At 54.8% G+C, this 20,379-nt stretch carries 15 protein-coding genes and 1 tRNA gene; 6 read left to right on the top strand and 10 right to left on the bottom strand.

Annotated features, from left to right (window positions below; genetic code table 11):
- Complete coding sequence (locus LGT41_RS15465; protein WP_274127837.1) at positions 1 to 759, top strand: ATP-binding cassette domain-containing protein; 759 nt, start codon at positions 1 to 3, stop codon at positions 757 to 759.
- Here LGT41_RS15465 and LGT41_RS15460 read toward each other — a convergent pair.
- Positions 756 to 1,838, bottom strand: a complete 1,083-nt coding sequence (locus LGT41_RS15460; RefSeq protein ID WP_274127836.1) for a hypothetical protein — start codon at positions 1,836 to 1,838, stop codon at positions 756 to 758. The genes LGT41_RS15465 and LGT41_RS15460 overlap by 4 nt on opposite strands.
- Complete coding sequence (locus tag LGT41_RS15455) at positions 1,835 to 2,686, bottom strand: SDR family NAD(P)-dependent oxidoreductase (protein ID WP_274127835.1); 852 nt, start codon at positions 2,684 to 2,686, stop codon at positions 1,835 to 1,837. Before LGT41_RS15455 ends, LGT41_RS15460 begins: the two co-directional genes overlap by 4 nt.
- An 84-nt stretch (positions 2,687 to 2,770) precedes the next feature.
- On the opposite strand from LGT41_RS15455, the gene LGT41_RS15450 reads away from it, so the two are divergent.
- Positions 2,771 to 4,714 carry a bifunctional 5-dehydro-2-deoxygluconokinase/5-dehydro-2-deoxyphosphogluconate aldolase gene (locus tag LGT41_RS15450; protein ID WP_274127834.1) on the top strand — a complete coding sequence of 648 codons (1,944 nt, stop codon included), beginning with the start codon at positions 2,771 to 2,773 and terminating at the stop codon, positions 4,712 to 4,714.
- A gap of 264 nt (positions 4,715 to 4,978) precedes the next feature.
- Here LGT41_RS15450 and LGT41_RS15445 read toward each other — a convergent pair whose 3' ends face one another.
- From LGT41_RS15445 to LGT41_RS15435, 3 genes are read right to left on the bottom strand one after another with little or no spacing between them, the layout of a single operon-like run.
- On the bottom strand, positions 4,979 to 7,135 hold the full coding sequence (locus LGT41_RS15445; RefSeq protein ID WP_274127833.1) for a polysaccharide biosynthesis tyrosine autokinase: 2,157 nt from the start codon (positions 7,133 to 7,135) through the stop codon (positions 4,979 to 4,981).
- Positions 7,132 to 7,569, bottom strand: a complete 438-nt coding sequence (locus tag LGT41_RS15440) for an arsenate reductase/protein-tyrosine-phosphatase family protein (RefSeq protein ID WP_274127832.1) — start codon at positions 7,567 to 7,569, stop codon at positions 7,132 to 7,134. The genes LGT41_RS15445 and LGT41_RS15440 overlap by 4 nt, the downstream gene beginning before the upstream one ends.
- Entirely contained in the window at positions 7,566 to 8,651 is a 1,086-nt protein-coding gene (locus LGT41_RS15435; RefSeq protein WP_274127831.1) for a polysaccharide biosynthesis/export family protein, read from the bottom strand. The genes LGT41_RS15440 and LGT41_RS15435 overlap by 4 nt, the downstream gene beginning before the upstream one ends.
- A gap of 741 nt (positions 8,652 to 9,392) precedes the next feature.
- On the opposite strand from LGT41_RS15435, the gene LGT41_RS15430 reads away from it, so the two are divergent.
- Both LGT41_RS15430 and LGT41_RS15425 read left to right on the top strand, forming a co-directional pair.
- Positions 9,393 to 10,472 (top strand): MraY family glycosyltransferase, encoded by a 1,080-nt coding sequence (locus tag LGT41_RS15430; protein ID WP_274127830.1) that lies wholly within the window; start codon positions 9,393 to 9,395, stop codon positions 10,470 to 10,472.
- 339 nt (positions 10,473 to 10,811) lie between these two features.
- Complete coding sequence (locus LGT41_RS15425) at positions 10,812 to 12,074, top strand: O-antigen ligase family protein (protein WP_274127829.1); 1,263 nt, start codon at positions 10,812 to 10,814, stop codon at positions 12,072 to 12,074.
- Between the two features lie 100 nt (positions 12,075 to 12,174).
- Here the strand turns inward: LGT41_RS15425 and LGT41_RS15420 are convergent, their stop codons facing one another.
- On the bottom strand, positions 12,175 to 12,876 hold the full coding sequence (locus LGT41_RS15420; RefSeq protein ID WP_274127828.1) for a hypothetical protein: 702 nt from the start codon (positions 12,874 to 12,876) through the stop codon (positions 12,175 to 12,177).
- A 510-nt stretch (positions 12,877 to 13,386) separates the two neighbouring features.
- Here LGT41_RS15420 and LGT41_RS15415 point away from each other — a divergent pair.
- Positions 13,387 to 15,021: a hypothetical protein gene (locus tag LGT41_RS15415; RefSeq protein WP_274127827.1), complete on the top strand. Its 1,635-nt coding sequence runs from the start codon at positions 13,387 to 13,389 to the stop codon at positions 15,019 to 15,021.
- A 605-nt stretch (positions 15,022 to 15,626) separates the two neighbouring features.
- On the opposite strand, the gene LGT41_RS15410 is transcribed toward LGT41_RS15415, so the two are convergent.
- The 4 genes from LGT41_RS15410 to LGT41_RS15395 form a co-directional block, all read right to left on the bottom strand.
- Positions 15,627 to 15,701 (bottom strand) — tRNA-Gln (locus tag LGT41_RS15410).
- Between the two features lie 53 nt (positions 15,702 to 15,754).
- Positions 15,755 to 17,251 (bottom strand): phosphomannomutase/phosphoglucomutase, encoded by a 1,497-nt coding sequence (locus tag LGT41_RS15405; protein WP_274127826.1) that lies wholly within the window; start codon positions 17,249 to 17,251, stop codon positions 15,755 to 15,757.
- Positions 17,251 to 18,735 (bottom strand): KpsE/RkpR family capsule polysaccharide export protein, encoded by a 1,485-nt coding sequence (locus LGT41_RS15400; protein WP_274127825.1) that lies wholly within the window; start codon positions 18,733 to 18,735, stop codon positions 17,251 to 17,253. Before LGT41_RS15400 ends, LGT41_RS15405 begins: the two co-directional genes overlap by 1 nt.
- Entirely contained in the window at positions 18,719 to 19,372 is a 654-nt protein-coding gene (locus tag LGT41_RS15395) for an ABC transporter ATP-binding protein (protein ID WP_274127824.1), read from the bottom strand. Before LGT41_RS15395 ends, LGT41_RS15400 begins: the two co-directional genes overlap by 17 nt.
- Positions 19,373 to 19,576: 204 nt before the next feature.
- On the opposite strand from LGT41_RS15395, the gene LGT41_RS15390 reads away from it, so the two are divergent.
- The gene (locus tag LGT41_RS15390) at positions 19,577 to 20,365 is read left to right on the top strand and encodes an SseB family protein (RefSeq protein WP_274127823.1); all 789 of its coding nucleotides are present in this window, start codon (positions 19,577 to 19,579) and stop codon (positions 20,363 to 20,365) included.
- Positions 20,366 to 20,379 lie beyond the last annotated feature (14 nt).

Raw genomic sequence — 20,379 nt, 5'->3', positions numbered from 1 at the left:
ATGACTGACCTTATCCGTATGCAAAATATCGTCAAAAACTACGGCCCGGTTCAAGCGCTGAGCGGCGTGGACCTAAGCGTTGGCGAAAGCGAAATCGTTGGGCTGCTGGGCGACAATGGCGCGGGAAAATCGACCCTGATCAAGGTCTTGTCAGGTGCTGTGCCAATCTCAAGCGGGCAGATTTACGTGCGTGAGGAAGCTGTCACTATCCGATCTACGACCGATGCTATCGGTCATGGCATAGAGACGATTTATCAAGATAGTGCCTTGGTGACCCAGCTCTCAATCGCACGTAACCTGTTTTTGGGGCGTGAACCTTATATCGGTCCGGCCTTTCTGGGTCGGCTCGACGAGGATATGATGAATGCCGTGGCCAGCGAGCTTTTGCGCAAGGTCGGCATTTCAAAGAACATTCCGCCGACCACGCCAATCGGCGCGCTGTCGGGTGGTGAACGTCAGGCGGTTGCGATTGCGCGCGCGATGCATTTTGACAGTGATCTGATCATACTGGATGAGCCGACCAACAACCTTGGCGTGGCTGAAACGCAGGGTGTTTTGAACTTTATTCGCAGTGCGCGCACCTCCGGGCATTCATGTATTTTTATCGCCCATAATATCCACCACGTCTTTCAGGTGGTTGATCGTATCATCGTCATGCGAAGGGGCCGGGTTGTCGCAGATGACATCGACCCAAAAACGACCACGGTTGATGCGGTCGAGCGGGTGATAACCGGCATGGATGAACACGCACTCGCCTAGGTGACGAGATGCCCCGCAAATGGCGCGCTGGTTCCATCCGACAGCACCACTGTTTCGGCTTCGATGTGCAGCCTGAGCGGTGTGCGCGCAGAGGTTGGCAGGGCGCCCATCGCGGTCCGTATCTCGACAATTTTGGCGGCACGCAAATCAATAGCTGTTGCGATGCCAAGTTCAGTCAGAGGATTATCGCGGGTCGATGCAATTCGCCCGCTTGCGCCGAAACTACAGGCCTCCTCTATGCCCAGAACGCCAACATGCTCGCCGTTCCAGGGGGCGTAAGAGCGGCCACCATTCGACAACCAGAGCATTGTCTGGGGAAGTGTGGAAACGGGTTTGATCAGCATGGCAACGTCATGCGATGCTGGCCGCAGGGCAGAGGCCCAACCAAGTTCAACCGATGGATCATCCACCAACATGACAAAGTCGTCATGCTGGTCTGCAATCGGATACCGCGTGAGGTCTACAGCGCCAATGCGCGATGGGAATGAGGTCAGATCGTTGGATTTGGCCGGGTAATGCAGAACCGAATGCGCCCCTTCAGCCCCGGCATCAATCGGGCTGGCCGGCGTTTGCGCCCATAATTTGGGGGAAAATGCCAGCAGCCCACCACGGCGCAAATCCAGCATCATGTGATGCGCCATAGGCAATGCGGCGTTGCCGCCCGTAAAGCGGTGGCATTGGTAAAGAAACGGATGATCATCCAGCAGGGTCCAGACCTTGTGAACCCGCGCCCCCGCAACCTTTTTTTCAAGCACGAACGTAGCTTCGCGTCCGTTCTCGATTGGCAGATCGTTGACCAGTGACCATCGGCCATTTGCTGGCCACCCATGAGCGGGCGCGCCATCAACATCATCCAGAACAAATGGCGCGCAAAAGAAATCGGCTGACATGCGGCGCAAATGCGGCGGCATTTCGGCCCCAAACCGAGTTTCATCGTCAGGCGCATCCGCCCAGGGAACACGTGCCCAGGGGTTTATGTCGCGTGCGTTGCGGCGCACAACAAGGCTGTGCAACTGACCAAGACCAAGGTCGAGTGTTGCGGAGATTCCGCGAGCCTGCAATTTGTGCAGAGAGATCACAGGCGGCACAGCTTGGTCAGGCCGCCGTCGACCAGAATGTCTTCTCCGGTTATGAACGCCGCCCCGTTACTTGCCAGGAATGCCACGGTTTTTGCAACTTCCTCAGGCCTGCCAAGGCGTTCAAGCGCGTGCATATGCTTGAATTTCTGCTCCAGCATCCCGGTTTCATCACGTTCAAGGATATCGCGTGTCATCTGCGCATCTATGGCGCCCGGAGACACCGAGTTGACCCGAATATTCCACGCACCCCATTCCGCCGCCAGTTGGCGCGTGACAGAGATCACCGCGCCTTTGGAGGCGGCATAGGCCGTCCAGCCAGCCAGAGAATGACTTTGATGAACCGATGACAGGTTGATCACTGAACCGCCGCCCGCCTTGCGCATCGCATTGAATGTCGCGCGACAAAAACGAAGCATTCCCATGACATTCACGTTCAAAACGCGCGAAAGATCGTCGTCGGAAAGCTCTGTGACCGGCGTTGGAGGCAAAGCAATTGCCGCATTGTTCACCAGAATATCGGTGGTCCCAAAGTTTTGCTCTGCCTCGGCCACAGCCTGATTGACGGCGGCGGCCGATGTAACGTCGCAAGACAGGTATTTTGCCCGCCAACCCCGCGCATTTATCTGACTTTCCAATGCAGACCCCGCCGCGTCGAGAATATCGATCAGGGTGACAGACACGCCCTTGCTTGCCAGTTCGAGCGCAATACTTTCACCCAGGCCGCGGGCCGCGCCAGTGACAATCGCGGCCTTGCCGCTCAGTTCCTTCATATCTGTCGATCTCGCTTTTCTGGTTGGAGACACCCACGAATGGCGCCACAATGGCAGGAATATTCTAAAATCGGACAAAATAAAATAGCGAAATGAAAATTATTGCTTGAGAAAAGCCGAAAGAGGTTGCATCACAAGGGAAACCGGAAAAAGGGCGCAATCATGAACAAAACATTGGATATCATCACCATCGGGCGCTCATGTGTCGATCTTTATGGTGCGCAAATCGGCGGGCGGCTTGAAGACATGCGCAGCTTTGAAAAGTATGTCGGGGGGTCGCCGACGAATATCGCCTGTGGTGCCGCACGGCTCGGGTTGCGAAGTGCTGTGATTACCGCCGTCGGCGATGAGCATATGGGCCGTTTCGTGACTGAAGAACTCGATCGCTTTGGTGTTGATACAAGCATGGTAAAAGTTGACCCAGAGCGTATCACCGCCCTGGCCATTTTGGGAATACGTGACCAGGATCGCTTTCCGCTGCTGTTCTTTCGCGAAAACTGTGCCGATATGGGCCTGACCGAAGACGATATCGACCCGGCCCAAATTGCCCGCGCGCGCGCTGTGGTCGCAACCGGCACACATCTGAGCCTGCCAAGCACCGAAGCGGCTGTTGTCAAGGCATTGCGCCTTGCACGCGCGGGCGGGGCGCGGTGCGCCCTGGACATCGACTATCGTCCGAACCTGTGGGGGTTGGGCGGGCACAATGCTGGCGAAGAGCGATTCATTGCCTCGCAAAATGTAACCCGCCGTCTTCAGGCCCATCTCGGGTTGTTCGACCTGATCGTTGGCACAGAAGAGGAATTTCACATTGCAGGTGGCAGCACTGACACGATTGCTGCTTTGCGGGCCGTGCGCGCCCTTTCAGATGCGACTTTGGTCTGCAAACGCGGGCCTATGGGTGCCGCGGCCTTTGTCGGGCCAATTCCCGACACGCTTGACGACGGCCAGGCCGGACCACGCTTTGCAATCGAAGTGTTCAACGTGCTGGGGGCAGGCGATGGGTTCATGGCTGGTCTGTTGAAGGGCTGGATGGAGAACGCCCCCTGGACAAAATCGCTCGAATACGCAAATGCCTGCGGTGCCCTTGCGGTGAGCCGGCATGGATGTTCGACAGCCTATCCGACAAAAAAGGAGTTGGATCATTTTCTGAAAGTCGGTGTAACCACGCCAGCACTTCGGTTTGACCAGCAACTGGAGCAGCTTCATTGGGCCACGACCCGCACCACCCTTGACGGCGATATCAGGATTTTTGCCTTTGACCATCGAGCCCAGCTTGAAGAACTGGAAGAGGCGACGCCGGACAAGATCGCGCGGTTCAAAGGGCTGTGCCTGGATGCGGCACTGGCAGTGTCCAAGGGCGAAGACGGATACGGGATTTTGTGCGACAATCGCCTGGGACAGCACACGCTACGCCGCGCAACGGGCACAGGTCTATGGGTCGCGCGCCCTGTGGAATGGCCAGGTTCGCGCCCGCTGATCTGCGAACCTGAGATAGGGCCAGACTTCGGCGGTTTGGCCGATTGGCCTATGGGTCAAGTCTGCAAGGTTTTGTGTTTCTATCACCCCGATGATCCCGAAGATTTGCGCAACCAGCAGGAAAATTCTGTTTTGCGCCTGTTTCACGCCAGCCGGCGCAACCGGCTGGAATTCCTTCTCGAAGTGATTCCTTCTAAGGCCGGGCCGGTCTCGGATGACACCACGGCTCGGATTATCCGTCGCTTTTATGATCTTGGGATCTATCCCGATTGGTGGAAACTGGAGCCGATGCAATCGGATGCGGCCTGGGCGTCAGCCTGTGCTGCGATTGTCGACAATGACCCCATGTGCCGCGGCATCGTGGTGTTGGGGCTGGGCAAGGACATGCCAGACCTTGTGAAAAGTTTCGAGGCCGCAGCCCGCTACGACATTGTTCGCGGCTTTGCTGTCGGTCGCTCGATCATGATTGAAGTTGCGGCAGATTGGATGGCAGGCAGGGTTGGCAACTCAGATGCTGTCGCAATCATGACCAACCGCTTTAAGATGCTGTGCGACAGTTGGAATGCAGCACGGCGCCTGGCATCCACGCCTTCGGCTCGACCGGGCGGCGCTGATACGCAGCCAAAGTGACACAATGCTACCACCGGAAAGCAGGGTCAGCGTAAGGCAGATGGACTGCGCAGAATGGAGATCCGGTTTTAGAAGATCGAACTGAGGTTCCTTCGGCAAAGGTGCTGACATGATCCATGCTTCCAAACAGGGTGAATCACAGATCAGACTTCAAGGGAACTCCAACAATTCAGGGTCTTGGCGGAAGGAATGAGCGTTCTTTTTTGAACATGGTGCAAACGGGTTCAATGAAATAGCCCCAATATTTTGCTTGCGAGCATCACATCAATAATATCCATATTTTCCTTCGGAACCTTCTGGTTTGAATGCGTTCAGTATCGCTCCCGAGAATTTTTCGCCGCTGCGCTCCATTGCCTTGATTGCCGATTCAAACTCAGATTGGCTCGTTACCAAATGGCGTGCGACAATCAATGATGCGCCTACATATTTTGAAATTATAGCTGCATCGCTCACCAGTCCGATGGGGGGCGTATCGAAAATGACATATTCGAATTCAGTAGTAAGTTTTCCGACAATGTCTTGAAACACGCCCCGCATGAGTAGCTCGGATGGGTTTGGCGGCACTTTTCCTGCCGGAATATAGTAAAGATTATCAATTGGACCCTTTTGTATAGCCGCGTCCAATTCCGCATCATTGGCCAGGATTTCGGTCAGCCCATTGCTGTTTGCCGCGCAGTTGAAATATTTGCGCTGCACACCGCGCCTGAGGTCGGCGTCGACAACAACAACCTTCATTCCAGATTGTGCGATCACCGTTGCAAGATTGACGGATATAAACGACTTGCCAGTATTGGGAAGCGCTGAGGTGATTGCGATCGATTTTGATCTCGCGTCGATCATTGCAAAATGGAGCGATGTGCGCAGCGAGCGGAGTGATTCAACACTCAAATCCTTTGGATTCTCAACCGCAAGAATGGGCAGCTTCTTCGCCTTGTTATTGATGCGAGCAGAGTATTTGGAAATTGCAACGGTGCCCAGAACCGTAACACCGGACTTTTCGATATCCTGCACGCTCCCAATAGAGCGGCTCAGGAATTTCCCGATGAATATTGTGCTTACAGCCGCCACCAACCCTAAAACCGCACTCAGTAAAACAATCCGGCTTGTGGCAGGGGCTACCGGTTCCGACAACGCAAGTGCGCTGTCAATAACGCGGATATTGCCGATGGTTGATGCGCGTGCAACCTGCAATTCCTGACGGCGCTGCAGCAAAGATTGATAAATTTCCTGAGCGACTTGCAGGTCCCGGCTAAAGTTGAAAACCTCCAGTTGCTGTTCCGGTAGATCCTGAGTTTGCTCCCGGATGCGTTCCAGTTGTTCTTGTAAAATCGTGCGATTTTCTTCAAGCCGCTTATAGCTTGGATGATTTGGCGTAACCTCTAAAAGCAACTGTGCTTGCTGCAGATCAAGTTCATTGAGCTGTGCTTCAAGTGCGGCGGCGGCTGATAGAACTTGCTCGGTCTCAAGTGTCAAATCAACAGATGCGACCGAGCGTTGATATGTATTCAGGGCTGTTTGGGCCGCGTTCACTTGCTCTTCGGCACTGGGCAATCGCTCCTCTATGAACGCAATGCTTTTTTCCGCAGCTGCCGAGCCGCGTTGAACATTTTGCCGCACATAGGCGCCAAGAATCGCATCCAATATTTCCGCCGAGTTTTCCCTTACGCTGTGGCGATAAGTCAGCCGCAAAATCGAAGATTGGCGCCCAACTTCCGATACACCAAGATCTTCTGCGAGTTCGGTGGCCACCTCTAAGGGGTCGTTATAAGTAACACTGAATTGCCGTCTGTCAGGTCCAACCAGACGATCGATCCGCAAGTTAAATGTCTCCGCCCCATCTTCAATCGGATTGCCCACAGTTCCAGAGCGAACCGTGCCATCCGGCAATTCGACAGAAAACGTATTCTCACTTGTTTTGACGACGATCAATGGCAGCCCGACCCAGGCCTCAGGCACGCGAAGCAATCCAACTTCAATCGCCTCATTTTCCCAGGAATAGGGTTCAAGCCATGCTGCATTGGAATGCGGAATATTCAGATTGCCCAATATATTGCTGAGAATCGGAATGCGAAGTGGTGTTGCTTCAATGAAAAGTTGCAACTCTTGCACAGCCTCAAGCGCAACGGTTCTGGATTTCAGAATTTCTATCTCGGTCGCAGATCGATTGCCGGAGGAGCCGCCCAGCGCCAGAAGCTCCACCGGAAGCTCAATGCCAGTGCCGCGCTCTTCGAGTTGCACCAAAGCGCTTGCCTGGTAAATATCGGGCTGCGACTTGGCGACAAGAAAGCCGATGGCAGAAAACAAAATGATACAAAAGACAATACGAAGCCGTTTTGACCAAATTACCAGAAACACTTCGCCCAGGTCGATTTCGTCATCGGCATATTGATTTTTTTGATCCACGCGGTTTTCCATTTTCATTGCGAAAGCCGGCGCCGCCAGCTTTCGGCGGCCTTTCTAATTTCAAGAAAGACCAACTTGTGCATTTCAGCAGACTTGCGATAGGGGTCTTCAATGCCATGATCGCCCTCCCACTTGTCAAAAAGCATTGTCTTGCCAAAAGCTTGTGGAAAATACTCACCAATATGGCGGCGATGTTCCGGCGCCATTGCCAGCACCAGTTCATGCGAAGAAAGCATATCGCTGGTAATTTGGCGGGCAACATGGTCTGTCGTTTTCACGCCATGTTGCGCGGCGACCAGCGCCGCATCGGCATCTATTCCCTTGCCGACAAGCGCACCAATGCCAGCCGATGAAACGTCGATATCCGGGCAGAGCGCCGCAAGGATGCGCTCACCAATTGGCGAGCGGCAGATATTCCCGGTGCAAACGACCAATATCGACCTAACAATCATAGCCCGTCAGCAGTCTGGTAAAGCCCGACGCTGGGCAACAGATCGGAGATCAGACGATTCCAGAGCGTGACGGGAGCAGCTGTCACATAGACAACGTCTTGCGCCTTGATCGAAAAACGGGCGCCAGTCAAATAAGCACTTGGATTTGTCAAATTCAGCTGAAAAACGGTAACATTCTGTCCGGACCGACGGAAAACAAAAACACCCCTTGCGTCGGCATCCCGTGCATTCAGCCCGCCAGACTCGCTTAGTATTTGCGTCAGGCTCACGTCACGATTTGTGATGTCGATCGAAGAGGTTCGCGTGACCTCACCCAAAACAAATGCCTCCTGCGGGATACGCTCGGGCACGAAAATGGTATCACCATCCAATATCAGCGGATTCGACCCGACACGACCGGACCGCACGAAAGCATCCAGATTGACAAAATACGTATGCCCGCCACGGCGAATGGTCACCCGTGATATGTCAGCAATATCAACATTTTGGCGCGCCTTGGCCACCAGATCAAGCAAGTATGTCGGTGTTATCTCAAGCGCATATCGAGCCGGATTCGCGACCGCGCCAGCAATAACAGCGGTTTGAGAATTAAACTCTGCCACCCGAACCTCTACCTGTGGGTCGGGAAAATATTCGGACAGCAAAGTAGCCAGCTCTTGGCGGATTTCGGGGACGGTTTTACCGGCCACGTTGAATGTGCCGACATAGGGGAAGAAAACATCGCCATTTGCCTGCACAACAGTGCCCGGCGCGGGCACGCCTTCAATAGGCTGCGATGCATCATTAAGCTCGGATACGCCCCATACAATGATCCTAAGAATGTCGCCCGCACCAACACGATAGGTCCAAACACCCTCATCCGGAATTGCAGAGGTCGCAGGAATACTGGCCGCTTCTGGAGAGTATTGCCGGACATTTGACTCGGTCAGTTCTACGATTTCCGCCCCCGGAAGCGCCTCCTCTATCGCCTGATCACGACCCTCCCCCCCGACGGGCAGCGAAGTTTCACTGATTGAACAGCCGCTGACACTCGCCATGAGAAAGGCAGATGAAAATAGAATATGAAACTGACTGATTGACATTCTAAAGTGCTACCATCTTTTGAAGATAATCGAACGGTATCGTGGTTCATCCCAACTCAACATGCCAATACCGGTTCTGCTTGGCCAGCACAACCTAGAGATATTCCGGCTTTGGCATTCTCGCGTATGCAGACATTTATGGGCAGTCTGGCTCAGAAAATGCCACTAACGAACGGTGCTGGGCTGAAATCAATACTTTGTTAAAAAGTGATAGGCTATGAAGGTTTGCTCAGCCTGTTTCACAACTTTATTGAACCGCAACATTCACCAATGCGCCTTAAAATTGTCGCAAAATATAGGAACTTGGGTTGCAATATCGTGCTATCGTAGTTTGGCCTGCAACACACGCATTCGTTGATGTCTTGTGCGGTTTGAAAAAGTTGCTAGCGAATTGCCATCGGCAAGAAAGGTAACGGCTCACCGCAATGTCCAGTTCCGGCATCTGACGGGCGCGAACACACGGTATACACTTATATAATATTCATCTATTAACCTCTGGTAGAATCAATTTGAACAGTGACATAGTTGGTGGGAATTAAGCTAAGTATGGATAGCAGGTGACCGATCTTTGGGGATGCAACAGTCAACCAATCCCCGCTTGCTTTGCAGACATGAAATTGTTTAGTCAAATTGTGGTTGAGTCCGCTTCAAGAGTTGCCGAACCTTCCATCCTGTTAAAATGTAAGAAGTAACGTCAACCATATTCGATAAAAGTCGACCGAGGCTTTGTAGGGACAGATTGTGAATTTCTTTTTTGAAAGCATCGAAGGAATCATGGTTGGCGCCTTTGTTTCTTTGCTCGCCAGTCTCATTCTGGTCGTATCCAAAAACCTCCACGGCAAATTCAGCCTCGATACAAATCTTGGGGTTCAGAAATTTCATTACCATCCGACCCCCCGCATCGGTGGCGTTCCCCTGATAATCGGGTATTTTGCAACCTGGCTTTTTCTGGAGGGTGAAGCCAGAGAGCTTTTTGGATTTATCGGCTTGGCGGGCCTGCCGGCGTTTGCGTTTGGACTGGCCGAAGACCTGACAAAAAAAGTGCGCGTGCGCACAAGGTTGATGGCCACCATCTTCTCGGGCGTTATTTTCTCTTTACTAACCGGCTACGCGATTACCTATGTCGATGTCTGGGGCGCCGATGCGCTGTTGGCATATTCCCTGGTTGCGCTGGGTTTTACAGCCATTGCAATGGGCGGCTTGGCAAATGCGATCAATATGATCGATGGTTTTCACGGGCTTGCTTCGGGTACCGTTTTGTTCATTCTGGCGTCTTTCGCACTGGTTGGCTGGCGGGTTGAAGACTTTGTTCTGGTCAATCTGTCGGTGCTGATGGCGGCCATAGTCCTGGGGTTCTTTGTGGTCAATTTTCCTTTTGGAAAACTGTTCCTTGGCGATGCCGGCGCGTATTTTTGTGGATTTTTTGTTGCGGCTCTCGCAGTAATGTTGCCCGCCCGCAATCCGGAGGTATCCCCCTGGGTGAGCCTGCTGATTTTGGGATATCCGGCAACAGAAACGCTGGCCTCCATTGTTCGGCGTCAAATCGACCGACATGCCCATCCCGGAGAGCCGGATAGCGCCCATCTGCACCATCTGGTGCATCGCACATGGGCAAAGACATTGGCAGGATTTGCCGCTGTGCCGCACTCTCAAAACCCTGTCACCAGTATCCTGATGTGGAGTATGCCGCTGTTAACGCTTGTTGCGGCTGCAAGCGGCGTTCTGGACACCGCTTCGGCATTGATTTTTCTTGCCGGCATCGCGTTTCTCTACGGCGTGAGCTACATAATCCTCAAACGGCGAGACTTGGGCCCAGGTTAACTGATGGCAAAACACCAATTGACTGCCCCGGAAAAGTGGAGGTTTCTGTGACAAGTCAACCTGCATATTGCCACGACACTTCGCTGCCGCGGCATTCAGCCCAACGGCTCGACTTGAACAGAAACCGCCGGCTCATGACTGCACTACAAGGAACAGTCTCTATAGAAGATGACCAGTTTAACTTGTAGGCCGAGGGGCGGGAATTTGACACGCCCCTGTCCTGCGTCGAAGGCCTGAAACTTCTCTGGATGGGTTCGCTCGAAAACGTCGGTCTGATTTTCAAAGGCTATTTGGGATTGCGCCACAAGATATTTTGGATATCGTGCGTTCAAGATCCTCATGCTGAAAGATCACATGCCGACATTCTCCAACGCGACAATTCGCAAATACAGCAACTGGATTCCACTTTTTCTTATAGTTTTCCCCACTCTAATGGCGCTAATTCCGTTGGTTGTTGAGGTGCCACCGCGCAGGGCTCTTTACTATACGCCTGCATTGGCGGTGATTTTCAATATACTCGTAATATCTTTTGCAATCGCGACCGGTGCGCTTGAAAGATTGAGATCTATATCAGTAAAATGTTTGCCCGGGGTTTTTGGTGCTGTGCTGCTGATTATCGCGGGTTATTCCACAATTTCCGCAGTTTCGCCACGTTACTCGGCGCTTAAGCTGTTCGATTTACTGTTATTTTTGGGCCTGAGCTATTTTGGCGCTTATATTTTTGAGCAAGGCGGTCGGCGGCTGATACGGTTTGTCCTGATAGCAATTTTTGGCTCTGTCATTTTGGCCATACCTTTGGTTGCAATATTGTTTTTATTACGAACGCCTGATTATTTTATATGGCCAAATTTTATCCCCGGCTTCATCTATGTTCGCATTTATGGGTTTTCCCTAACGCTGAGTATCGCTGTAGGAATTGGCCTGCTGGCTCTTCCAACGCTTCAAAAGAGCGGCGCCAAAGCCCTGATTGTTGCTGGATTGGTTCTACTTTGGACTACATTGTTCTGGACAAGCAGTCGCGGCGGCATTTACGCGCTGATATTGGTGTTTCCTGTTTTGGCTTTTCTTTTTGCGGAATTGCGCAAGGCCCTGATGCCAGTAATTCTGAGCATTATTGTTGGCGCAGCGATATCATCCCAGTTATCGGTGCCTAATGAAAATTTCGGCTTCATCAACTCCTTTATCGGCTTCATTGATTCCAGTTCCGTAAATGATTTTTCCGCGAACAGATTGTGGGAATGGAGTGTTATACTCGACTTTATTGCAGAAAAACCTTTCTTCGGTCATGGATATGGGCAGGCGATTTTCGTTGATCCGGCGGCAGGTGTTGTCCATGCGCATGTGCATAATATCGTGTTGGAGGCCGCTTTCTCCTGGGGGTGGGTCGGCGCGATTTTTGCCGGGTTTCTGGTCCTTGGGTCGTGGTTCGCCGGGCTAAAGAAAACACTGACCGGCGATGTCCCTGAAAGGCTTTGCGCATTTATCCTGGTCAGCGTGTTTCTTGTCTACGCTTGGGTTGACGGAATATATTACTACTATCAGGGGCTCATCCCGCTTGGCATATGCGTGGGTATTTTAGCGTCGAATCCAAAGCGTGATTAGGAAATGCATTTCTTGGATTGCGCAGTTCAGCTGCGGGGCTCGAGGCTGATAGCCGGCCTCAACTCCCATTTATTCAGCACAGATCAATCGCTACAGCGCGTCAATCTTGACGAATTATATTCAATGACCAGAGGCCGGCGCTCATCTGCATACGACCAAGAAACTGCGTATCTGCACGAATGACATAGCTCAGTTTGAGCGATATTTCGCGGATATAGAGGGGCGAGAGATGGCCCGGGCCAGCGACCACGCTATAGCGCAGCTCGCACGACAGAATGTCATCAACCCGTTGAGAACGAAGGTTGGAAAGTAAAATGACCCTGCGCCCGTCATATATCCGTAGATCCGACGGGCATTCTGAAGCTGAGAGTATTGCGCCAAGCGCCGACACCGGATCGATTACTGAATCAGTGACACTGATCGGATTTGACAGATCTGTGCGCTCTGATAGCGGGTTGATCCTTGTTTCAACAACTGTGTCCCGGTCGAACACAACCGCAATCTCTCGCGTATTTCGCGACGACCGTCCGAGGCTGCGGTATTCTCCGAGGCTATTCCCGCTTGTCGCATGAATGGAACGGGTCGCAGCCTCAAATGTGCCATTGAACAAACTTAGCGGTGTATTGCTCAAATTGGCTGCGACGCGGGTTTCACCGCTGTCGTCTTCATAAACCAGTGTCCCCAAAAAGCGATTGCCAAACCGAAGCTCGAAAGACTGGGCACTCACAGATGCGACATCCAGCGCAACATCAACCAGAGTCACCAAAAGCAGAACGAGGGATTTGTTTCGCAAATGGCCCAAACTTAACATCCATTTAATGAAGAGTTGCCAGCATCTCAGCTGGCCCACATATGCGCATAAGATGTATCAGGCTAGAACTCTATGCGCTAGGTTGTGCCGCGCCATCACGCACGTAAAACATGCGGGTTTCAGCATTTTTCCACCAACCCATCTTGCAACCATAGCCGCCTGCCGTCTTGGCAGACTTCAGCCTTATCTTTGTCGCGTTCAGAATCTGTTCGTGCTGGTATCATATCCGCCAAGAACGCGTGCCTTCATATTCGCCATATGCAACACTACAACTCTCATCCACTGGATCAATCAATGAGTTTTTAACAATGCGATTTCACGCACAACCTTGCCACTCGGCGCAGGGTTACTGCAGTTTTTGCTCGGAAACACGATTTCACACTTGGGTCACGCGTTGTAGAAAGCCTACGATCTGACACGTGCCGATATGTTCTTGGAAAAACAGGCATCAGGGTTGCCGCGTTCGCTGCCCGTATCTGGAAAACGTATGTGGACATTAATTTGACAGACTTTTTTAGCCATCGACGACTCAGCGCCATCATGCTGGCAGTGCCAGTGGCGTTGTTTCATACAGGGGCCGCGTTGGCAGATGAGGGCTGGCCGTTTGCGTCGCTTCCGGAAAGCTTTGTCGGAATGACGAATGGCGCATTGCAGCCAGAGACTACGTTTCGGGGCTTTATTGGCTCTTCGCAGACATCGCCGGCCTCCTCTGGCGGACAGACCGGACGCCAGGTTTATTTCGGTGGTTTGCGCTATCGCGCCGATGGGCCCTGGCAACTGGGTGCAAGCCTTGCGATCTTTGATGACGCGCCAGCCGCACCGATAAATGGCAGTGATGAAACTGTGACCTATGTCGGCTGGGGTCTGGACCTGAAGTATCAGCTTTATGAAAGCAATCGGATCTCGGCCGCCCTGATGTTGGGCGTGGAGGCCGCATATTACAGTCGCGGCGGGGGGCTGACGACGCAGTCTTCTGTAGCACCCGACGATAAGGAATGGTTTGTTGCAACCACGCTCAGCCTTCCTGTTACCTATCAGATTGGCGACAGGTTTTGGCTGACGGGAGAGATCGGATACACGCAAGCTGCAACAACATTGGTTGGTGAGCCGGGGTTTGGAGGACGCTTCCTAACCTCGGCCGGGCTGGCCTATCAGCTGTCAGACAGGCTCTTTGCCTATGGCACAATCAAGCGCATCGCGCGTGCGATCGACAGCGGGATTGATGCGCGGGGCCAGAGTAACCTCGATTACCTCTACACGGTTGGCGCACAATTTGCGCTTACACCGCAGAGTGTGGTCAATTTCTACATAACCAACGCTTTTAGCCCCACAGCCACCGGCGACGATTTCCTCTTCTTTCCAGCAAAGAGCGAAGCTGTGTTTGGCGTGATGCTAAGCTATATCCCCAGCGGCCGTGGTATTGGTGATGCCGCATTGACGTTTCGCCCTGCACGCCGGGCTGAGAATGAGGGATCGCGATTTGCGGATGGCTTCACCATCAATGCACCACATACGCTCGCCTCGGACAGAGTGCGCGCGCGCCTTGCTTTTGGCTCGGCGGGGCAATCGATGCTCTCGCTTTATTACACACCCGAGCCAGACTTTCAGATTGAAATTGCCGTCGAAGATTATGCCCTGGCCGCAGGTTCAGATTTTCGGCTGGAAAGCGACGAAGACCTACGCTTCATGATCGGCGGACGCTGGCAAGCGATGGATCAAGCCTATGGCGATCTGTTCAATCTGGGGTTTGGAATTTCAGCGGGCCGTGATTTCGGGAAACCGTCGCTAGGTGTGCTTTTTGTTGAGGCGACAGCGTCAATGGCCTTTGACTGGGGAGAGGCGGCGCTCAATACGCGCGGCGCCCTCTATGCGTCCGAAGCCAAAGCCGGGATTGGTTTGCTTATCAGCTATGACCTGGGCCAGACCCTCTCGGCGATCGGTGAATACACGGTTGTTCAGAACGACAGCGCGGTATGGTCGGTGGGCTTGCGATACACCCCTCAAAACCTGCCCCTATCGTTCGACCTCTATCTGACGAACGCGGCAGGCCTAAATGGCCTTGGAACACTGTTGAGCAACGACAATCCACAAATCGGTATCTCAATCCATTGGGAAGGCGGCCTGGACTTGCTTTGACAGTGTTGAAGGTGGTTTGCTGATAGGCTCATAGTGGGCGCGCTGGGCGTTGTGGCTGAGGCTTTCGCCAAGGTCCGGGACGAGGTGATCGCTCGCGATCCGGCTCACGGGGCAGGCTGGCGCAACCCTCTCAAGGGTGCCCACGGGGCAAGGGCGCGCCTGATCCACATCGCGCCGTCATCTTCGCCGTCATCTCGGTCGTGACATCGCCTCGCTGACCAGTGTCGCCTCGACCCTCTTCACCCCGTCGTTCAGCGTCAGCGGCGGACGACCGATCTTCACGGAAATCGACAGGGTCGTAGACCAGCGGTTCTCATTCTGCCCCGGATTGTCCAAAATCACACGAACGCTCCGCTGACGCACTTACGGGGAATACTTGTTTGTTATCCTGTTCATGATGCTCCATCCTGCTTACGGGTTGGCGCCTCCGCAAATCCGTGCGGTTCAACAGGACAATTTCCAAGCTCAAGGCCCAGCAAAGGCGGCTCAGCGCTCACTTCCGCCATAGCCCCATCCAGGCACCGCCCACAAACTGGGGCGGCAGGCGGGGGCAAAAAGCCAATTTCGGCTGCGTAGGGTGCTTATTCTGTTCATGGTTTGAAAACTGGCTGGGGCGGTAGGATTCGAACCTACGGTACACGATACCAAAAACCGATGCCTTACCACTTGGCCACGCCCCAGCACTGGCGGCTTGATACTGGCTTGCGTTCAGGGCTGCAAGCCAAAATTGCGGCTAGAATGTCTGATCATAGGGGCCGATTTGCGGGTCGCGGCGCAGGATCGCATCGAGATCGGCAAGAATGGCGCGCAGGTTGGCATCGCTCTGCGTGCTTTCGCACACGACCACCAGATTTGGTGTGTTGGACGAGGCCCGCACCAAGGCGAAACCGCCGCCGGCAAGCATGGCGCGCGCACCGTTCACGGTGTTGATGGACTCGATCTTCAGCCCGCCCAGCGTGCCGCCCGCCGCCTTGTGCGCTTGCAGCGCGGCAAGGAAGCTCTCTACCGCCTTATACTTGGTCTCGTCAGAGCAAAACGGTGAAAGCGTGGGCGTGGTGAAGCTGCGGGGCAGGGTGGCGTAGATATCGGAAAGCTGCATTTCGGGCTGCGCGTCGAGCATTTTCAGCACTTCAAGCGCGGCGCGCAGGCCGCAGTCATAGCCCTGGCCCAGGGGTGGGGCAAAGAAGAAATGGCCGGATTTTTCGAACCCCGCCAGACCGCCAAGCGCGTGCAGCCGGCGCTTGATATGGCTGTGGCCGGTCTTCCAGTAATCGGTTGTGATGCCGTGTTCAGCGAGCAGCGGGTCACTTGCAAACAGTCCGGTGGTTTTCACATCGACAACAAAGGTCGCGCCCCGGTGGTTGGGCGCGTAGTGGCGCGCCAGCATCAGCGCCAGCTTGTCGGCGTAAATTTCCTGACCCCGATCATCGACCACGCCGCAACGGTCGCCATCGCCATCGAAGCCCAGCGCAAGATCGGCGCGGCTTTCGGTGAGCGCGGCCGCCATGTCATGCAGCATGGTCAGCGATTCGGGGTTGGGGTTGTAATGGGGGAAGCTGTGGTCGGGCGTGCAGTGGCGTTCCACCACCTCGGCCCCGATCCGGCGCAGCATATCCGGGGCAAAACCCGACGGCGTGCCGTTGCCACAGGCGCAGACCACGCGCAGCTTGCGCGCAAGCCTGAAGCCTTGGGTGATTTCGTCTATATAAGCATCCTGCACGCCATCAACGCGGTGCAAAACGCCGCCGCTGCGTGCAATACCCTCGCCGCCAAGGCAAATCTCGCGCAGCCGCGCCATGTCTTCGGGGCCGTGGGTGAGCGGGGCCTCAAACCCCATTTTGACGCCGGTCCAACCATTTGGGTTATGCGACGCGGTAATCATCGCCACGGCCGAGGTGCCAAGCCGGATTTGCGCAAAATAGGCCATCGGTGTCAGCGCAACGCCAATGTCATGCACTGTGCAGCCTGCCTGCAACAGGCCAAGCGTGAAGGCATGTTTCACCTCGGCCCCATAGGCGCGGTAATCATTGGCAATGGCCACGCTTGGCACTTTGCCCGTTTCGTGCAGATGTGTGCCAAAGGCAAGGCCAAGCGCGGCCAGACCGGGCAGGTTGATCTCTTGTGGATAGCGCCAGCGCGCATCATATTCGCGAAACCCCTTGGCGGCGATTTGCGGATCGCGCAGGAATGCAAAGCTCAGCGGGTCGATCATCTCGGCGGGTTTGGGCATTAGGCGTTTACCTGTTCACGAAGGATTGACACGGTGAGCGACAGGAAGATGTAGAGGCCGAGGAACACGATCAGCGCCAGTAGCGTATTTTCAAGTTTGCGCGGATAGGTGGTGACATCGGGCGCAACGGGGGCCACGGCAAGGTTGAGATAGCGCACCTGCCGGTCGGCCTGAACGCGGGCCGATTCAAGATTTTCAAGCGTGGCCTGCAGAATAAGACCGCGTGTTTGAAGTTCGGTCTCGGCAATGCGCAATTCACCACTGATGCGCGCCAGCGACATGCCGCCATCGGCGCTGGTGGTCATGGTCTGGCGCAGCTCGGCGATGCGCGCTTCGAGCCGGGCGATTTCATCGGAAAGCACCGTCGCGCGTGAAGAATTCGGGCTGGCATTGGCGTTGATCTCCGCCAGATCAAGGCGGTTTTGTTCAACCTGCATCGACAGGTTGTTGATCACAGCCATTGTGGCCTGGATTTCCGCATCGGGCGAAAGAATGCCGCGTTGTTCCTGCAAATCCAGCACATTTTGCTGGGCCGCCAACAGGGCAAGTTCAGCCGCCTCATAGCTGGCCTGAGCGCCGCGCATCTGGTCATCGCGCACACGTTGCGACATTTCGTCGACCCGCTCTTCGGCATAGGCGATGAGCGTGCGCGCATAGGTGAGCGCGGTCTCGGCGTCAAAGGCGCGCACCGTCATCTTGATAACGCCGATCGTCGGATCATAGCCGATTTCGATGGCTTTCAGATAGGCTTCATAGCCATCTTCAAGCGTGGCATTGGCGGGCAGGCGCTGAATGTCATCGATGAAACTCTGCTGAAAATGCGCCAGAAAGCCGTATTCGCGGTTCAGTCTCTGCATTGCCTCGCGCGAGTTGAGATAGCCCTGAACAACGGTCGAATCCTCGGTATTGGGCAGGGACAGCCCCAAGGCCCCGGCGCTTGCAGCGGTTGCGGGGTCGGCGCGCTGCACGCTCATCTGGGATTCGACCACATACATGGGCGTGGCAACAACGTAATAATAATAACCCGACAGGAAGGTTGGCAGCGCCACAAAAAAGCACAGGCGGATCATGAGCAGCGCCAGCCGCATCCGGCGGCGGCGGATCATGCCGCGCTTGATCTTGGCAATTTCGCGCATCCGCTCGGCTTCGGTCATCGGGGCGGGGCCGACCTGTTTTTCGTCTGTGCTGGTGGCTGGCAGCTTGTCGCCTGCGCTGGTTGCCGGCAGGTTCTTTTGCGGGCCATTGGCATTTTCAGCCTCTTGCGCCACATGCATTACGGTAATCTGCTCTTTCATGACGTCAATGCCGCGATCTTCCAGCATTTTCGCGGCTTCTTTTCCGTCGGCCGGTTCAAGCCCAAGCCGCTTGGCCTTGCGCATGGCCACGCGAAAGTAATGCGGCCCGCGCTGTTGGGGCGCATCGGCTGCGGCTGCGGTCTCCGGTTTCGTTGCGTTGTCCGAGGGTTTGTCAGCTGGCGTAGTCATAAAGCTGCTTTGCGTCCTCTAGGCTTTCAAAATGATACAGGCGCCCGTCGCGCAAAACCGAAGCGCGCTGGCAGAATCTTTCAAGCAATTTTGGCGAATGCGAGACGATCACCATTGTCGAGCGGCCAAGCCTGTCTTGCAGGGCGCTGCCGGCGCGGCGGTTGAACTCGACATCGGTGGTTGAAGGCATCCCTTCATCGATCAGGTAAATATCAAACTCCAGTGCCAAAAGCAGCGCAAAATTGAAACGGCTTTTCATGCCGGCCGAATATTGCATCATCGGCCTGTCAAAATACTCGCCAATTCCGGCCAAATAACGGCAAAACGCTTCAACATTGTCGGGGTCGAGCGAATAGAGCCGGGCGATATAGCGCGCGTTTTCCGAGGCCGAGAGCGTGGCGACCGTGCCCCCCATGAACCCAAGCGGAAAAGAGATGCGCGAGCTGCGCCGGATCGTGCCTTCATCGGGTTTTTCTAGCCCGGCCATCATGTTGATCAGCGTGGTTTTGCCGGTGCCATTGGGGGCCAGAATGCCAAGCGAGCGACCGATTTCAACCTTGAAGCTGGCCTGATCAAGGATGATCTTGCGCTGAGAGCCTGTCCAGAAGGACTTGCTGACATTTTCGAATTCAATCATCGCGCGGCAATCCCGGTCAAAAATGCAGCTATACCATAGCCATACAGCGGTAGGATTAACAGTTTGAAAACCGGAAACCCCCTTACGCTGTGCTGTTCTATGCCTATCGCCCCGCCATGCGCAACAGGCGCGCAGCGCCAGCCGGAATTGATATAGGCGCGAATTTGGGCGAGAAGGGGGCCGACGAGCAAAAAGGACAGCGTTATGCAGGAAACCGGGCTGGACCGCGCCTATCAGGCATTGGTTGAACAAGATGATGCGCTTGAAGCACGCATGGCGTTTTTCGGGCTTTTGGCCGATAGCGAGTTGTTTCTGGTGCTGAGGGCGGAAAGCGACGGGGCGACCGCCGAACCGATGGTGATTGAAACAAACGACGGGTCTTATGCGCTGGCTTTTGACAGCGAGGAACGCTTGGCCGAGTTTGCCGCAGTACCGATGGATTATGCGGCAATGGCCGGGCGGCGTGTGGCGGCCTTGCTGGCCGAGGCGGGGCTTGGCCTTAGCCTCAACCCCGGTGTTTCACCTTCAGAGGCCGCCTTTCCGCATGAGGTGATGGCATGGCTGGCCGAGGCGACGCAAAGCCAGAACCAGCAGGCCGAAGCGCGGATGACCGCGCTTGGCCCGCCGGTCGGCTTGCCCGATGTGTTGTTGCAGGTGCTGGATAGCCGCCTGGCGAATATGGCGGGCGTCGCATCGGCCGCGTGGCTGGCGCAGGCCAGCTATGATGATGGCGGCCAGCAGCATGTTCTGGCAATGGTCGATGTGCCGACAATGGCACAACCCGGCGTGGCCGAAGCTATCGGCTCGGCGCTGCGCTTTGCGGCGCTCGAGGCGGGGGCGCTCGACATTGTTTTCCTGCCGGTTGATGACCCGCGCCTGCCGGTTTTTACCCGTGTCGGGCTGGGGTTTGACGTGCCATCACTGGTGCTGCCCGAACCCCCCAAAGCCCAAGCGCCGGGCAGTGATGCGAATAAACCGCCCCGTCTGCGTTAGAATTTTTGAACCAA

Origin of the sequence: Abyssibius alkaniclasticus (assembly GCF_020447305.1) — a bacterium.
Taxonomy (GTDB): Bacteria; Pseudomonadota; Alphaproteobacteria; order Rhodobacterales; family Rhodobacteraceae; genus Abyssibius; species Abyssibius alkaniclasticus.
This window is presented reverse-complemented; position numbering and strand designations above follow the sequence as displayed.

Coding starts and splice junctions, on each gene's coding strand:
- LGT41_RS15405 (WP_274127826.1), bottom strand. CDS start 17,251: ATGCCCAAACCCGCCGAGATGATCGACCCGCTGAGCTTTGCATTCCTG.
- LGT41_RS15400 (WP_274127825.1), bottom strand. CDS start 18,735: ATGACTACGCCAGCTGACAAACCCTCGGACAACGCAACGAAACCGGAG.
- LGT41_RS15465 (WP_274127837.1), top strand. CDS start 1: ATGACTGACCTTATCCGTATGCAAAATATCGTCAAAAACTACGGCCCG.
- LGT41_RS15395 (WP_274127824.1), bottom strand. CDS start 19,372: ATGATTGAATTCGAAAATGTCAGCAAGTCCTTCTGGACAGGCTCTCAG.
- LGT41_RS15390 (WP_274127823.1), top strand. CDS start 19,577: ATGCAGGAAACCGGGCTGGACCGCGCCTATCAGGCATTGGTTGAACAA.
- LGT41_RS15425 (WP_274127829.1), top strand. CDS start 10,812: ATGCTGAAAGATCACATGCCGACATTCTCCAACGCGACAATTCGCAAA.
- LGT41_RS15450 (WP_274127834.1), top strand. CDS start 2,771: ATGAACAAAACATTGGATATCATCACCATCGGGCGCTCATGTGTCGAT.
- LGT41_RS15445 (WP_274127833.1), bottom strand. CDS start 7,135: ATGAAAATGGAAAACCGCGTGGATCAAAAAAATCAATATGCCGATGAC.
- LGT41_RS15435 (WP_274127831.1), bottom strand. CDS start 8,651: ATGTCAATCAGTCAGTTTCATATTCTATTTTCATCTGCCTTTCTCATG.
- LGT41_RS15440 (WP_274127832.1), bottom strand. CDS start 7,569: ATGATTGTTAGGTCGATATTGGTCGTTTGCACCGGGAATATCTGCCGC.